The organism is uncultured Shimia sp. (genome assembly GCF_947498095.1).
Lineage (GTDB): Bacteria > Pseudomonadota > Alphaproteobacteria > Rhodobacterales > Rhodobacteraceae > Shimia.
In genome coordinates this window covers 70,293-85,598 of sequence record NZ_CANMJE010000009.1, presented here as the reverse complement: position 1 = coordinate 85,598, position 15,306 = coordinate 70,293, and the positions used below count along the sequence as shown (strand labels likewise).

Genomic DNA, 15,306 nt, shown 5'->3' with positions numbered 1-15,306 from the left:
CCCAAGATTGGGCGTTTGGTCGCGGTAACTATACCTTGCGTTTGACAAGAGGAAGCGGATAGATACCCGGCAAAACGCCACGAGACGGAAACGTAGCATGTTTGACACGATGACAATGACCAAGACTATCGGCGCACTTTGCGGAGCGCTCCTGATTCTGATGCTGGGCAAATGGGGTGCTGAGGCCCTGTTTCACGTCGGCGGTGGTGGCCACGGCGATCACGCTGAACAGGCCTATGTGATCGAAGTAGAAGGCGCAGACGGCCACGGCGGCGGTGACGTTGAAGAAGAAGGCCCAAGCCTGGAAGAGCTTCTGGCTGAAGCCGATGTTGCCAAGGGCGAGAAATCGTTCAGCAAATGTAAAGCCTGCCACAAGCTAGAAGATGGCGCCAACGGTACTGGCCCGCATCTTTATAACGTGGTTGACCGCGCAGTTGGATCGGTCGCTGGTTTCAAATACTCCGGTAACCTGGTTGCAGTGGCAGACACATGGTCAGCAGAGAACTTGGACGGATTCCTTGAGAACCCCAAAAAGTTTGCGCCGGGTACCAAGATGTCATTCGCAGGCTTCAAGAAGGCCACAGATCGCGCCAACATGATCGCGTATCTGCAGACCATCGGAAACTAATAGTCTCCGAAAGAGAATTTAGAAAAGCCGCTACGATCGCGTAGCGGCTTTTTTTGTTTTGGGTGCGCGCACGGTCTTTTCACGCCTTGTTTACGCAATACGACCTTGAATCCCGCAGGCGAGGCACTTTAGCTTGAGTCATAAGAAAAGTGACCTAAATCGTCCGACAGTCAGAGGAAGAGCCATGCCCCGCGCCCATGCAATTGTCGTTGAGACCCGCGTTTTGTCTATGCTGCCGCAGTGGTTGCTCGCTGGGGCCGCTGCCTTGTGCCTTGCGATGGCTGCTGGTGCCGCTAAATCTGAGGATACCGAAACCACAACCAGCCACGGGTATTCCTATTTCGGAAACCTCGACTATCCGGCAGATTTTTCTCACCTCAACTATGTCAATCCGGATGCCCCAAAAGGCGGCGAACTGTCCTTGTCAGCGTCAGGCACGTTTGACTCTTTGAACCCTTACACGGTCAAAGGTCGTGCCGGGGCATTGACGACGATCCAGTTCGACCGCCTTATTGAAAGCTCGTCCGATGGTATCGGGCAGTACTATGGCGTTCTTGCCGAAAGCATCGAATATGACAAAGCACGCAATTGGGTCATCTTCCGTCTGAGGCCCGAAGCCAAGTTTTCCGATGGCACTCAGGTCACCGCCGAAGACGTGGTCTATTCTCATCGCTTGTTCATTGAGCAGGGCTTGCCGTCCTATGCTCAGGCGGTCAGCCAGTTGGTCACCAATGCCGAAGCGCTTGATCCGCTTACTGTGAAGTTTTCGTTCAATCCTGAAGTGTCTCGCCGCAGTTTGATCGAAACCGTTGGCAGTACCCCTGCATTTTCCAAAGCTTGGTTTGAGGCTGACCCGGAAAACCGCCGTCTGGATGAACCCCGCATGGAAGTGGCAATCGGCTCGGGACCGTACATTCTTGATAGCTATGACGTGAACCGCCGCATCGTTTACAAACTGCGAGACGATTATTGGGGCAAGGACCTCGCCTTTAACCGCGGCAAACACAATTACGGCTCAATCCGCATTGAATACTTTGCTGATCAAACGGCCGCTTTTGAAGCCTTCAAAGCCGGAGAGTTCACGTTCCGGATCGAAAGCGACCCCAAGCAATGGGCCTCGGCCTACGATTTCCCAAAGCTCAGCAATGGGACGGTTCTTCAGGATGCTATTCCTGACCTGAGCCCGCCAACGCCCTCAGGTTTTGTGTTCAATCTGGCACGCCCACAATTCGCGGACAAAAACGTGCGCAAGGCGATTGCCTTGGCCTTCAATTTTGAGTGGACCAACGAGTCGCTGTTCTTTGGTTTGAATTCGCGGCGCAGCTCTTTTGTCGAAAACGCGCCGCACATGGCGTCTGGCGTTCCGGAAGGGGCCGAACTGGCCTTTCTGAATGCGTTGGGAGATGTGGTGCCGGAAGAACTGCTGTCTGAGCCGGTAATCGAATCTCATGTGTCCAAACCCGACCGTCTAAATGACCGGCGCAACCTACGTGCGGCGTCTAAGCTGCTTGAGGCTGCGGGATGGGTCGTCGGCGATGATGGCGTGCGCCGCAATGACAAAGGTGAGACACTTAAGATTGACCTGCCATACCCGTCCAACATTGCCGGATCGACAGCGACAATGATCGATAGCTTTATGCAGAACCTGCAAGGTATCGGGATCGACGCACGGGCCGAAAAGGTTGATCCATCACAATACACGTTGCGGTCCCGCGAGCGGGACTACGACATGGTTTATTCCACCCGCTATAGCGCGTTTCTGTCGACCGGCGGTGGGTTGAGCCAGATGTATGGCTCCAAGGAAGCCGAGTTCAGCATCTTCAATCCTGCTGGTCTGGCGAGCGCGCTGGTTGATGAGATCATCGAAGCGTCTTTCGACACCAAAAACCAGGACGAGCAAGATGCGGCACTGATGGCTCTGGACCGTGCCCTACGCTACGAATTTTTTGTGATCCCGGATGGCTATGTCGCCGATCACTGGGTGGCGCACTACGATATGTACGGTCGACCCGAAAACCTCGCGCCGTATGATCTTGGGTTTCTTGATACGTGGTGGATTGACCCGGACAAAGAGGCCAAGCTCAAAGCAGCAGGCGCGTTCCGCTAAATGGGCGCCTATATCCTCAGACGGCTGTTGTTGATCATCCCGACATTGTTCGGAATCATGGTGATCAACTTTACACTGACGCAATTTGTCCCGGGTGGACCGATCGAACAGATTATTGCCCAGCAACAAGGGCAAGGCGACGTTTTCGCAGGCTTTGCCGGTGGCGGTCAGGATACGGGCGATCTGGGTACGAATGACCTGGCGACCAGTGCCGCAACCAATAGCAAGTACGCAGGCGCGCAAGGGTTGCCGCCTGAGTTCATCGAACAGTTGGAAAAAGAGTTTGGCTTTGACAAGCCTCCTGTCACCCGATTCCTGATTATGATGGGCAACTACATGCGCCTGGATTTCGGCGAGAGCTATTTCCGAAAAATCGGTGTGATTGATCTGGTGCTGGAAAAGATGCCCGTGTCGATCACACTGGGGCTCTGGTCGACGCTGATTGCCTATCTGGTGTCGATCCCCCTGGGCATCCGCAAAGCGGTCAAGGATGGCTCTCCGTTCGATACCTGGACCAGTGGTGCCATCATCGTGGCCTACGCGATCCCGGGCTTCCTGTTTGCGATCATGCTCGTGGTGTTGTTCGCTGGCGGGTCATATTGGCAGTTCTTCCCGCTCAGGGGCCTGACGTCCGACAACTTTGATAGCCTCAGCTGGTCAGGTAAGATCCTTGACTACTTCTGGCACATCACCTTGCCAGTCCTCGCGTCGACCATCGCGGCTTTTGCAACGCTGACCTTGCTGACCAAAAATTCATTTTTGGACGAGATCAAGAAACACTATGTCATGACGGCTCGTGCCAAGGGTCTGGCCGAAAATCAGGTGCTCTATGGCCATGTCTTTCGAAATGCCATGTTGATCGTGATCGCCGGGTTCCCTGCCGTGTTCATCGGGGTTTTCTTTGGCGGTTCAGTCCTGATCGAAACTATCTTTTCGCTTGATGGGCTGGGGCGGCTGGGCTTTGAGGCCGCCGTAGCACGCGACTACCCGGTTGTGTTCGGGACACTCTTTGTCTTTGGCCTGATCGGTCTTGTGGTCGGTATCCTGTCGGACCTGATGTATGTGCTGGTTGACCCGCGCATCGACTTTGAAAAGCGGGAGGGCTAAGGCATGGCACTCTCCCCCCTTAATCAACGCCGTTGGAGCAACTTCAAACGCAATCGCAGGGCGCTTTGGTCGCTGGTGATCTTTCTGGTGGTGTTTACCATCACGTTGTTTGCTGAAGTGCTGGCCAACGACAAGCCAATCCTCGTGAACTATCGCGGCGAGTATTACGTTCCGATTGCCAAGTTTTATCCTGAAACCACCTTTGGCGGAGACTTCAAGACCGAAGCCGACTATCGCGATCCGGTTGTTCAGTGCCTGATCGAGAGCGGTGGCGTTGAGTTCTGTTTTGATGAACCCGAGGACATTCTGGACGAGATTTCCACCGGAACCTACGCCGAAGACGGGTTTGAGAAAGGGTGGACGATCTGGCCCTTGATCCCCTATTCCTTTGACACGCCCGTGGACCGCCCCGGAGCCGCGCCACTGCCACCCAACGCACAGAATTGGCTGGGGACTGATGATCGCAAGCGGGATGTCTTGGCCCGAGTGATCTATGGCTTCCGCCTGTCGATCGTGTTCACGCTGATCGTGACGACGGCGGCCAGCCTGATCGGCATTCTGGCGGGTGCGGTGCAGGGGTACTTCGGCGGATGGATCGACTTGATCTTCCAGCGCATCATCGAGATTTGGAGCTCAACGCCCAGCCTCTACGTCATCATCATCCTATTTGCCATTCTGGGGCGAAGTTTCTGGCTCTTGGTGTTCTTAACGGTTTTGTTCGGCTGGACCGCTCTTGTTGGCGTTGTCAGGGCTGAATTCCTGAGGGCGCGTAACCTTGAATACGTGCGCGCCGCCAAGGCGCTGGGCGTGTCGAACCGGGTCATCATGTTCCGCCATATGCTGCCCAACGCGATGGTCGCGACGTTGACCATGCTGCCGTTTCTGGTGACAGGTACGATTTCCACCCTCGCCGGTCTGGATTTCCTCGGCTTTGGATTGCCTTCAACCGCGCCGTCCTTGGGAGAGTTGACGCTACAAGCCAAGCAAAACCTACAGGCGCCCTGGCTGGCCTTCACGGCGTTTTTCACCTTTGCCATCATGCTGTCGCTTCTCGTCTTCATCTTTGAAGGTGTCCGTGATGCCTTTGACCCGAGAAAGACGTTTTCATGAGTATTCTTGAAGTCAAGGATCTGCGGGTCAGCTTCCGGCAGGACGGTCAAAGCGTGGATGCCGTGCGCGGTGTGTCGTTCACAGTGGACCGGGGAGAAACCGTCGCTTTGGTGGGCGAATCCGGGTCTGGCAAATCGGTCACAGCGCTCTCGACCGTATCTCTATTGCCGTCCAGTGCAACGATCACTGGCGACATCACCTATGATGGTCAAAAGATGGTTGGCGCGGACGAAAAGATGCTGCGCAAGGTGCGCGGCAACGACATTTCGTTCATCTTCCAAGAGCCGATGACATCCCTCAACCCGCTGCACACTTTGGAAAAACAGTTGGGCGAGTCGCTGGCCCTGCATCAGGGCATTGCGGGCGAAGGCGCACGAGCACGGATTGTCGAGTTGTTGAAGCGCGTAGGCATTCGTGATCCGGAAAGCCGCTTGGGCGCCTATCCCCACCAATTGTCCGGTGGCCAGCGTCAACGGGTGATGATTGCGATGGCATTGGCAAACAAGCCAGATGTCCTGATCGCGGATGAGCCGACAACAGCGTTGGACGTCACCATTCAGGCGCAGATTCTTGAGCTTTTGGCGGAACTTAAGAAAACCGAGGATATGGGGCTATTGTTTATCACCCACGACCTCGGAATCGTGCAGCGTATCGCCGACAAAGTCTGCGTCATGAAAGACGGTGAGATCGTCGAAGCCGGACCGGTGGATGAGATTTTCTCGAACCCGAAACATGACTATACCCGCAAGCTGCTCAGCGCCCGTGCGGTTGGAGCCCCAGAGCCTGTTAAGCCTGAGGCGCCGGTCGTGGCCGAGACGAAGAACCTCAAAGTCTGGTTCCCAATTCAGCAAGGATTCTTCCGGCGTACGGTGGGCCATGTCAAAGCGGTCAATGACGCAACGATCTCGGTACGTGCAGGTGAAACGCTGGGCATCGTGGGCGAGTCCGGGTCGGGCAAAACCACGTTAGCTCTCGCGATGATGCGACTGATCAGCTCTGACGGAGGGATCACCTTTGACGGGCAGGACGTGCGCAGTTGGTCGACCAAAAAGTTGCGTGATCTGCGTAAGGATATGCAGATCGTCTTTCAGGATCCTTTTGGCAGCCTTAGCCCGCGTATGACGTGCGAACAGATCATCGCCGAAGGGTTGGGGGTCCACGGCAATCCGGGCGGCAGGGACGAGCGCGACCTTGTGGCGGATGTCATGGTAGAAGTCGGCCTCGACCCGGCCATGATGGACCGCTACCCACATGAATTTTCTGGCGGTCAGCGTCAACGTATCGCCATTGCGCGGGCGATGATCCTACGCCCCAAGCTGCTGGTTCTGGACGAGCCGACGTCCGCGCTGGATATGACCGTGCAGGTGCAGATCGTTGATTTGCTGCGCGAGCTTCAGCAGAAATACGGGCTGGCCTATCTTTTCATCAGCCATGACCTGCACGTTGTCCGGGCAATGAGTCACAAGATCATGGTGATGAAGGCAGGGGATGTTGTGGAGCAGGGCGAGGCTCAATCGCTGTTTTACAACCCGCGCACAGATTACACCCGCGAATTGCTGTCAGCGGCACCCGACTTGATCGAGCTTCCCCAAAACACGCTCTAGGCTAACCGGAAGGCCAGATGCAAACAGCGCAGCCTGAAACAGGCCGCGCTGCGCAATTTTGATCGCAATGACTTAGATCGCAGAGCTATGGCCTGCTTGATCCATGTCGTAGGCGTCGAGTGCGCGGGCGATCATTCGTGTCAATGGGCGCGCCTCTTGAGGAATGAACAGTTGGTCCTCGGTCAGACGCAGCATATCCGGGAACTGTTGCAACACGGGGCGGTACAGGTCCTGCAATTTGGCTTCCGAAATGCCAAAACTGTCACGAATTTCCGCGTTGTTGATTTTAAAGTCGCACATCAGTGCTTCGATCATCCGCGAGCGCAGTTTGTCTTCCCCACGGAAAGCATGCCCGCGGCTGGTTGAGAACTTGCCATCGCGGATTGCGCCGGTGTGGGCGGATGTCGATGGGTTGTTCTGCGCGAAGCCTTGCGGGAACTTGGCAATCGAAGAGGCCCCGACCCCGACCAACACGTCCGACGTGTCATCGGTGTAACCCTGGAAGTTGCGGCGCAAAGTGCCATTGTGCAGCGCGACCGACAAACCGTCTTCTTTTGTGGCAAAGTGGTCAATGCCGATTTCATCGTAATTGTCCCACATGAACAGCTTGCGCGCGGTCTCAAACAGGTCGAGCCGCTCCTCTGGTGTGGGCAAGGCATCCGACGGGATCATTTGCTGACGCTTGGCCATCCACGGCACGTGAGCATAGCCATAAAGCGCGACGCGGTCCGGGGATAGCGACAGAAGCTTCTGAACACTCTCAGTGATCTTCGCATTCGTCTGGTGCGGTAGGCCATAAAGGATATCAGCGTTTAGGCTTTTCACCCCGTGCGAGCGGATCATATCCACCGCATCACGGGTGATGTCATAACCCTGGATACGGCCAATCGTCTTTTGAATTTCGTCGTCGAAATCCTGAACCCCGATCGAGGCGCGGTTCATGCCTGCATCGGCAAGAGTTTTCAGGCGCGTATCGTCCACTTCATTCGGGTCGATCTCAACTGAAAACTCGCCATCTGCGGCCATAGGCGCCACGTCGAAGATCGCGCCGGCGAGGTCTTCCATCATACCTGGCTCGAGCAGGGTCGGTGTGCCGCCACCCCAATGCAAGCGCGACAGGGTCACGCCATCTGTCAGGTGATCTTTGAGAATCACCAATTCTTGTTTCAAGGTTTCAACGTATGCGGCGACCGGAGAGGCGCTGGCCGTGCCTTGTGTTCTGCAAGCACAGAACCAGCAAAGCCGGCGGCAAAATGGAACGTGGATGTAAAGAGATATCTGCGAATCTTCTTTAATCGACCGGATCCATTCCCCGTAGAGATCGGATGTGACGTCGTTTTTGAAGTGCGGGGCGGTGGGATAACTCGTATAACGCGGTACTTTAGCGTCAAATAGACCCAGCTTTGCCAATTGTGTTTTCGTTTCCATGGAACTACGCTTAAGCGGAACCGGTCAGGGCCATCCTTGACCCAGATCAAGCGCGAACTCGATAATGCTGAATGAACCAATCCTGAATTCTTCGCATGACTGTGGAGATTGCCCGATACGCCACCGTGCCGTTTGTGCGCGTTGCGAGCCGGATGAGTTGGAGACTTTGGAAGAAGTTAAGTACTATCGCAGCTTCGAGGCGGGGCAGACTGTGGTTTGGTCCGGCGACCCGATGGATTTTGTTGGCTCGGTTGTTTCCGGCATCGCCTCGTTAACTCAGACAATGGAAGATGGCCGCACGCAAATGGTTGGCCTTTTGTTGCCAAGCGACTTTGTTGGGCGTCCCGGCCGCGAGGGTGCAGCCTATGACGTTGTGGCCACGACAGACTTGGTAATGTGCTGTTTCCGTAAGAAACCGTTCGAGCGGATCATGCTTGAAACGCCGCATATTGCCCAACGTTTGTTAGAGATGACGCTGGACGAACTGGATGCTGCGCGCGAATGGATGCTAGTCCTTGGCCGCAAGACGGCTCGAGAAAAGATTGCTTCCTTGTTGTCGATCATCGCGCGTCGCGACGCATCGCTGAAACTGGCAGGCGTTCGAGGAACGATGGTTTTTGACTTGCCGCTGACCCGCGAAGCGATGGCCGATTACCTCGGACTAACACTCGAGACAGTCAGTCGCCAGATGTCCGCTCTGAAACGCGATGGCGTCATTCTTCTGGAAGGTAAGCGTCATGTGACCATCCCGGATCTTGGGCGGCTTCTTGAGGAAGCGGGTGACGATTCTGATGGCGGTGTTATGGCCTGAACAAGAAAAAGGCGGAGAACACCTCCGCCTTGCCGCAAAGCCGGGCGTTGCCCGGCTTTTTTTGTTAGTGCGCCATGAAAACCGGGATTTCGGCCTGTTCCAGCATGTTGCGTGTCGCGCCGCCCAGAATGGCTTCGCGGAAGCGGGAATGCCCGTAGGCCCCCATCACAACCATGTCGCAATCCGAATCCTTCGCGTGACGCATAATCACGTCTGAGACGCGTGGCAGTGTTTTAGACAGCACGTCGATTTCAACTCTGACACCGTGGCGCGACAGAAATTGCGAAAGCATGCCGCCGGGATCGGACCGGTTGGGTCCATGTGTTGGCGGGTCAACCACCACGACACGGACAAGGTCTGCTTCCTTCAGGATGGGCAAGGCCGCGCGAATGGCAACCAATGCTTCGGCGCTTTCATTCCACGCGACCGAGACCTTGCGGGCTTCGGCCAGAGGGGTCGCCTCATCGGGCACGACCAGCACCGGCGTTTGCCCCTCAAAAAGAGCGGCCTCAATTGTTGGCTCCAATTCAGCGCCGTGACCGTCTCCATAGGGTTTCGGAAGAATGACCAGATCAGCAAACCGTGCGCGCTGCGCAACGTGGCGTCCCAAATCGGCGATTTGAGCAACACCTGATTCCGTGCCCCAACGCAAACCGGACGCCGCGAGCTTTGCCTGAGCGAACTCTTCGATTGCAACGGCCTCGTCCTGCGCTCGCGAGAGGGTTTCTTGCAAGACCATCGCGTTGGCACCTGCATAGTAATATCCGCTTTGGCTGCGGTCTACGCCAAGGCATAAGATGTCCAGATGTCCGTTGTTGGCTGCAGCCAGCGACATGCCTTGCGCGATCGGTGCTTCGGCCAATTTGGTGTCAGTCAGAACAGTCAGAAGCGATTTAAAAGCCATCAAAGTCTCCACGGCGCTAAAGATTTTAACCCGAAATGGGTCCGTCTTGGGGTAATCTCGTCCTACTGCGCTGATTGGGAACGTTTTTCATGCTCTTCGCTTTGACACAGATCAATGCGAGAATGGGGGTGTGGGACGACAACACACTCAGTCTAAATCCGCCAGAGCGCAGTCGAATCGTGCTCGGCAAGACGAAGGGACGCAAAATGTTGAATTATATCAAGCTTATCGCGCTTGCGGTGGTCACGCTTTGTGCGTTGATCGCGGCGAACTATGCGCGCGATGTGGCTTATCTGGTGCATGCGATCATTATCGCGCTGGTGTCAGGTGGGCTGTTTATCTGGACCTTGCGGAGGGTCGGTGACACTACGTCGCATCCGCAAAACGAGTATATGGACAGCGTTGTACGCGCTGGTGTTATCGCAACGGCATTCTGGGGTGTTGTTGGATTTCTCGCCGGTGTTTTCATCGCATTCCAACTGGCATTTCCGGTGCTGAACTTTGAATGGGCAGAAGGCTATGCCAACTTTGGTCGCCTGCGTCCGTTGCACACGTCAGCCGTAATTTTCGCCTTTGGTGGTAACGCGCTGATCGCGTCGTCTTTCTATGTTGTCCAACGTACAAGCGCTGCGCGCCTCTGGGGCGGCAACCTGGGTTGGTTCGTCTTTTGGGGCTACCAACTGTTCATCGTACTGGCAGCCACCGGCTATTTGCTGGGCGGCACACAGTCGAAAGAATATGCTGAGCCTGAATGGTACGTCGACCTTTGGCTGACTGTTGTCTGGGTGGCTTATCTGGCCGTATTCCTGGGTACGATCATCAAGCGTAAAGAACCGCACATCTATGTGGCCAACTGGTTCTACCTGTCGTTCATCATCACCGTGGCAATGCTGCACCTGGTGAACAACGCGACCATCCCCGTTTCAATCTTTGGATCGAAGTCGGTTATCGTCTGGGCCGGTGTCCAGGACGCGATGACCCAGTGGTGGTACGGACACAACGCCGTTGGCTTCTTCCTGACCGCGGGCTTCCTCGGCATGATGTACTATTTTGTACCGAAACAGGCCGAACGCCCGGTTTTCTCGTACAAACTGTCGATCATCCACTTCTGGGCTTTGATCTTCCTGTATATCTGGGCTGGTCCTCACCACCTGCACTACACAGCGTTGCCTGATTGGGCGTCGACGCTGGGTATGGTGTTCTCGATCGTTCTCTGGATGCCTTCTTGGGGCGGCATGATCAACGGTCTGATGACGCTGTCAGGCGCATGGGACAAGCTGCGCACCGACCCTGTGATCCGTATGATGGTGATCTCGATCGGCTTCTACGGCATGTCGACCTTTGAAGGTCCGATGATGTCGATCCGCGCGGTGAACTCACTGTCGCACTACACTGACTGGACCATTGGTCACGTGCACTCTGGTGCGCTCGGCTGGAACGGCATGATCACCTTTGGTGTTCTGTACTTCTTGGTTCCCGTCCTGTGGAAACGCGAAGCACTCTACTCGCTGAAGCTGGTGTCCTGGCACTTCTGGCTCGCCACGATCGGTATCGTTTTGTATGCCGCATCGATGTGGGTCACGGGTATCATGGAAGGCCTGATGTGGCGCGAAGTTGATGCCAACGGTTTCCTTGTGAACTCGTTTGCTGACACCGTTGCTGCGAAATTCCCGATGTACGTTGTGCGTGGACTGGGTGGACTGATGTTCCTGCTTGGCTCGATCATCATGTGCTATAACCTGTGGATGACTGTGAAGAAGTCGCCGGCCAAAGAGTCGAGCCTTTCTGTCGCAGTCCCGGCTGAATAAGGAGGGCCGGAGCAATGGGAATTCTTGACAAACATAAGGTTCTAGAAACCAACGCGACCCTCCTGCTGATCTTCAGCCTGTTGGTCGTAACCATCGGTGGCATCGTACAGCTGGCACCCCTGTTCTACCTCGAAAACACCATCGAAGACGTTGAGGGCATGCGCCCATACACGCCTCTCGAAATGGCGGGTCGTGAGGTTTATCTGCGCGAAGGTTGCTACGTCTGCCACAGCCAGATGATCCGCCCGATGCGCGACGAGGTGGAACGCTATGGTCACTATTCGCTGGCCGCAGAATCCAAGTATGACCACCCCTTCCAATGGGGCTCCAAACGGACAGGTCCTGACCTGGCGCGCGTGGGCGGTCGTTACTCGGACGAGTGGCATGTGGATCACTTGAACAGTCCACAATCGGTTGTGCCTGAATCAGTGATGCCGAAATACTCATTCCTCGGTCGCAAGAAAATCGATGGAAAGTATATCGGTGAGATCATGGCAACCAACGCCATCCTCGGCGTGCCCTACACAGAAGACATGATCGCGAACGCTCAGGCTGACTTTGCAGCCCAGGCGGACCCTGACAGCGATTATGACGGTCTGTTGGAGCGCTATGGTGACAACGTGAACGTACGCAACTTTGACGGCAAAGCCGGTGTGACCGAAATGGATGCGCTTGTTGCCTATATGCAGATGCTGGGAACGCTGGTCGACTTCTCGACCTTCAATCCCGATCAGCACCGTTAAGGGGTAGGGATCATGGAAACATATTCTCTAATGCGTGAGTTCGCCGACAGCTGGATGCTTTTGTTCCTGTTCTTGTTCTTTATCGGGGTCGTCCTTTGGGTGTTCCGTCCTGGAGCGAGCAAAGGGTACCGCGATACTGCGAGCATTCCGTTTCGGCACAGTGACAAACCCGCCACGGATGAGGAGGCGAGGACATGAGCAAGAAACCTGTTCAGAAAAAGCAAGATCCGGAAACCACTGGCCACAGCTGGGACGGTATTGAAGAGTTCAACAATCCGCTGCCTCGTTGGTGGGTCTGGGTCTTCTATGCCACCATCGTGTGGGGCATTGGCTATACGATCGCCTATCCCGCATGGCCAGGTCTGACCGGCGCGACCAAGGGCGTTCTGGGTTGGTCTCAGCGTGCAGACGTTGAAGCTGACATCGTAACCGCCAATGACAAGCTGGCTCCGATCAATGCCAAATTGGAAGCGGCCGAGTTGACGGCAATTCCAGGTGACGCAGAACTCGGTGGATATTCGGCTTCGGCCGGTGCTGCAGTCTTCAAAACTTGGTGCGCTCAGTGCCACGGTTCCGGGGCTGCCGGAGCGGTTGGATATCCCAACCTGCTGGACAATGACTGGTTGTGGGGTGGTGATATCGAAAACATCTACCTCACCGTCAAGCATGGTATCCGGAACACCGAAGACGACGATGCCCGTTATGCAGAGATGCCTGCCTTTGGTCAGGACTATCTTGAAGACGAGCAAATCGACGCAGTTGTTAACTACGTGATGTCGCTGTCGGGTGAACCGATGGATGCGTCTCTGGTTGCCGCTGGTGGCGAAGTCTTTGCCGAAGAGTGCACCTCGTGCCACATGGAAGATGGCACCGGAGATCGTGAGCAGGGCGCACCGAACCTGACGGATGCGATCTGGCTCTATGGCGGGGACTACGACTCGATCCGTGAAACCGTGTCCAACAGCCGCTTTGGTGTAATGCCGAGCTGGAGCAATCGCTTGAGCGAAGCACAGATCCGCGCGGTTTCGGTTTATGTCCACCAGTTGGGTGGCGGCGAGTAAGCCAACAAAAATTGTGGGGCGCGCAATCGCCCTTCAAAAAAACACCGGTTTCCGCAAGGAGATCGGTGTTTTACGTTTGGTCCAGAGTGGAAGTACCGACCTTTAAAAAAACACTGTAATTGCCTTGAATGCCCAAATAATCATCATGGTTTGATCTGGGTCAAAGGCCGATTGACGGAAATCGGAAACACTTAAGGGGAACAGACCCACTTGGTGCCAGTTTCTGGAGCTTTGGGGGTCGCAAGGTTGCCCACGGCGCAAGTCGTTGAGCAAAGGTGTCGGCTTTCCGTCCTGTTCGCGCGTTTCCTGGAAAGCCGACACTTACTAAAACCAGCATATCAAAAACACCTTTTCTTGCAACTGGCATTTGCCTGTGGTCTGGTGCCTGTAGTCTGGGTTGGCCAACCAGGCAAAGCCTCGCGATGGGCCACATAATATTCTAAAAATCGCACATGAAATGCCTTGAAACCTACATTGAAGATGTAGAATTTGACCCAAATCAATGTCTTGGGGCTGCCAGCAAGCCAAAAGGAAATAGACGCATCAATTCCGTGAGTGATTCCTGTGAACGCCAGTGACCAAGAACCGGGGCTTTACGCCGCCCGGGAGCCTATTTTTCCCAAACGCGTAAGTGGCAAATTTCGTAACCTTAAATGGATTATTATGGCGGTCACGTTAGGTATTTATTACCTGACCCCATGGATTCGTTGGGATCGCGGGCCCAGCCTGCCTGATCAGGCCGTTTTGGTCGATATCGCCAACCGTCGCTTCTTTTTCTTCATGATCGAGATTTGGCCGCACGAATTCTACTTTGTTGCAGGTCTTTTGATTATGGCGGGGCTGGGCCTCTTCCTGTTCACCTCGGCCTTGGGGCGTGTGTGGTGCGGCTATGCCTGCCCGCAGACGGTCTGGACCGATTTGTTCATTCTGGTTGAACGGTGGATTGAGGGTGACCGAAACGCGCGTTTGCGGCTACATCGACAGAAAAAGTGGGACTTCCGAAAAGTCAGACTACGTTTAACTAAATACATAACCTGGGTCTTGATCGGTCTCGCGACGGGTGGCGCCTGGGTGTTCTACTTCACGGACGCCCCGCAACTCTTGCAAGATCTTGTGTTTGGCACGGCGCATCCAATTGCCTACACCACAATTGCGGTCATGACCTTTACCACCGTGTTCTTCGGGGCAATCGCTCGCGAACAGATTTGTATCTATGCCTGTCCGTGGCCGCGTATCCAGGCCGCCATGATGGACGAAGAAACCCTGACCGTCGGATACCGCGAATGGCGTGGCGAGCCGCGCGGCAAAGGTAAACGCACCACTGATTCAGAACTTGGTGACTGTATTGATTGCATGGCCTGTGTGAACGTCTGCCCGGTTGGTATCGACATTCGTGACGGCCAGCAGCTCGAGTGCATTACCTGCGCCCTCTGTATCGACGCTTGTGACGAGATGATGGAGAAAATCGGCAAACCGCGTGGTTTGGTCGACTATCTGGCCGTCGGAGACGAGGCCTATGAAACCGCCGGGAACCCACCGCGCAGTATCTGGAAGCATCACTTCCTGCGGCCGCGCACGATCCTCTACACCGCTCTGTGGTCGTTGGTGGGCATCCTGCTGGTCGTTGCCCTGTTCATGCGGACCGACATAGATCTGACCGTTGCTCCTGTACGCAATCCGGTCTTTGTAACCTTGTCTGATGGCACGATCCGAAACACCTACGAGGTACGCTTGCGCAACAAGCACGGAGATGACCGGCCCTTCACCATTTCGATCAAGGGCGATCCGACCATGCGCGTAGAGCTCGAAGGGACACCGGAAAGCACCGTTATGGTTCCTGCCGACCAAATGAAGCTGCAACGTGTCTATGTCCTGGCTCCGAACGGGTCTGTCCCTGCCGAAGGCAATCGCACAGAGTTCCGTATTTGGGTCGAAGATGCGACAAACGGCGATCGGGTGTATAAAGACACTGTATTTAATGGAAAGGCGCGATGA

13 protein-coding genes are annotated in these 15,306 nt (G+C 55.3%); 11 read left to right on the top strand and 2 right to left on the bottom strand.

From position 1 onward, the window contains the following. Nucleotides 1–97: 97 nt before the first annotated feature. From Q0932_RS15280 to Q0932_RS15260, 5 genes are all read left to right on the top strand, one after another. Entirely contained in the window at nt 98–628 is a 531-nt protein-coding gene (locus Q0932_RS15280; protein WP_299354946.1) for a cytochrome c family protein, read from the top strand. A 184-nt stretch (nt 629–812) separates the two neighbouring features. Then, entirely contained in the window at nt 813–2,735 is a 1,923-nt protein-coding gene (locus Q0932_RS15275; RefSeq protein WP_299354943.1) for an extracellular solute-binding protein, read from the top strand. Then, complete coding sequence (locus Q0932_RS15270; protein ID WP_299354940.1) at nt 2,736–3,842, top strand: microcin C ABC transporter permease YejB; 1,107 nt, start codon at nt 2,736–2,738, stop codon at nt 3,840–3,842. It abuts the gene before it with no gap. Nucleotides 3,843–3,845: 3 nt separating this feature from the next. Further along, on the top strand, nt 3,846–4,952 hold the full coding sequence (locus Q0932_RS15265) for an ABC transporter permease (protein WP_299354937.1): 1,107 nt from the start codon (nt 3,846–3,848) through the stop codon (nt 4,950–4,952). Then, nucleotides 4,949–6,556 (top strand): ABC transporter ATP-binding protein, encoded by a 1,608-nt coding sequence (locus Q0932_RS15260; RefSeq protein WP_299354934.1) that lies wholly within the window; start codon nt 4,949–4,951, stop codon nt 6,554–6,556. The genes Q0932_RS15265 and Q0932_RS15260 overlap by 4 nt, the downstream gene beginning before the upstream one ends. Nucleotides 6,557–6,628: 72 nt before the next feature. Here Q0932_RS15260 and hemN read toward each other — a convergent pair whose 3' ends face one another. Then, the gene (gene hemN / locus Q0932_RS15255) at nt 6,629–7,984 is read right to left on the bottom strand and encodes an oxygen-independent coproporphyrinogen III oxidase (RefSeq protein WP_299354931.1); all 1,356 of its coding nucleotides are present in this window, start codon (nt 7,982–7,984) and stop codon (nt 6,629–6,631) included. Between the two features lie 64 nt (nt 7,985–8,048). On the opposite strand from hemN, the gene fnrL reads away from it, so the two are divergent. Next, the gene (gene fnrL / locus Q0932_RS15250) at nt 8,049–8,795 is read left to right on the top strand and encodes a transcriptional regulator FnrL (RefSeq protein WP_299354928.1); all 747 of its coding nucleotides are present in this window, start codon (nt 8,049–8,051) and stop codon (nt 8,793–8,795) included. Between the two features lie 64 nt (nt 8,796–8,859). On the opposite strand, the gene Q0932_RS15245 is transcribed toward fnrL, so the two are convergent. After that, entirely contained in the window at nt 8,860–9,699 is an 840-nt protein-coding gene (locus Q0932_RS15245; protein ID WP_299354925.1) for a universal stress protein, read from the bottom strand. Between the two features lie 206 nt (nt 9,700–9,905). Here Q0932_RS15245 and ccoN point away from each other — a divergent pair, with 206 nt between their 5' ends. From ccoN to ccoG, 5 genes are all read left to right on the top strand, one after another. Further along, nucleotides 9,906–11,507, top strand: a complete 1,602-nt coding sequence (ccoN, locus tag Q0932_RS15240; protein WP_299354922.1) for a cytochrome-c oxidase, cbb3-type subunit I — start codon at nt 9,906–9,908, stop codon at nt 11,505–11,507. A 14-nt stretch (nt 11,508–11,521) separates the two neighbouring features. Then, nucleotides 11,522–12,250, top strand: coding sequence for a cytochrome-c oxidase, cbb3-type subunit II (gene ccoO / locus Q0932_RS15235; protein WP_299354919.1), 729 nt, complete (start codon nt 11,522–11,524; stop codon nt 12,248–12,250). Between the two features lie 12 nt (nt 12,251–12,262). Beyond that, nucleotides 12,263–12,448 carry a cbb3-type cytochrome c oxidase subunit 3 gene (locus Q0932_RS15230; protein ID WP_299354916.1) on the top strand — a complete coding sequence of 62 codons (186 nt, stop codon included), beginning with the start codon at nt 12,263–12,265 and terminating at the stop codon, nt 12,446–12,448. After that, nucleotides 12,445–13,311: a cytochrome-c oxidase, cbb3-type subunit III gene (gene ccoP / locus Q0932_RS15225; RefSeq protein ID WP_299354913.1), complete on the top strand. Its 867-nt coding sequence runs from the start codon at nt 12,445–12,447 to the stop codon at nt 13,309–13,311. Before Q0932_RS15230 ends, ccoP begins: the two co-directional genes overlap by 4 nt. 564 nt (nt 13,312–13,875) lie before the next feature. After that, complete coding sequence (ccoG, locus tag Q0932_RS15220; RefSeq protein WP_299354911.1) at nt 13,876–15,306, top strand: cytochrome c oxidase accessory protein CcoG; 1,431 nt, start codon at nt 13,876–13,878, stop codon at nt 15,304–15,306.

Excerpts from the sequence above, each read along its gene's own strand:
- Q0932_RS15280 (WP_299354946.1), top strand. The coding sequence starts at position 98 with ATGTTTGACACGATGACAATGACCAAGACTATCGGCGCACTTTGCGGA.
- Q0932_RS15275 (WP_299354943.1), top strand. The coding sequence starts at position 813 with ATGCCCCGCGCCCATGCAATTGTCGTTGAGACCCGCGTTTTGTCTATG.
- Q0932_RS15270 (WP_299354940.1), top strand. The coding sequence starts at position 2,736 with ATGGGCGCCTATATCCTCAGACGGCTGTTGTTGATCATCCCGACATTG.
- Q0932_RS15265 (WP_299354937.1), top strand. The coding sequence starts at position 3,846 with ATGGCACTCTCCCCCCTTAATCAACGCCGTTGGAGCAACTTCAAACGC.
- Q0932_RS15260 (WP_299354934.1), top strand. The coding sequence starts at position 4,949 with ATGAGTATTCTTGAAGTCAAGGATCTGCGGGTCAGCTTCCGGCAGGAC.
- hemN (WP_299354931.1), bottom strand. The coding sequence starts at position 7,984 with ATGGAAACGAAAACACAATTGGCAAAGCTGGGTCTATTTGACGCTAAA.
- fnrL (WP_299354928.1), top strand. The coding sequence starts at position 8,049 with ATGCTGAATGAACCAATCCTGAATTCTTCGCATGACTGTGGAGATTGC.
- Q0932_RS15245 (WP_299354925.1), bottom strand. The coding sequence starts at position 9,699 with ATGGCTTTTAAATCGCTTCTGACTGTTCTGACTGACACCAAATTGGCC.
- ccoN (WP_299354922.1), top strand. The coding sequence starts at position 9,906 with ATGTTGAATTATATCAAGCTTATCGCGCTTGCGGTGGTCACGCTTTGT.
- ccoO (WP_299354919.1), top strand. The coding sequence starts at position 11,522 with ATGGGAATTCTTGACAAACATAAGGTTCTAGAAACCAACGCGACCCTC.
- Q0932_RS15230 (WP_299354916.1), top strand. The coding sequence starts at position 12,263 with ATGGAAACATATTCTCTAATGCGTGAGTTCGCCGACAGCTGGATGCTT.
- ccoP (WP_299354913.1), top strand. The coding sequence starts at position 12,445 with ATGAGCAAGAAACCTGTTCAGAAAAAGCAAGATCCGGAAACCACTGGC.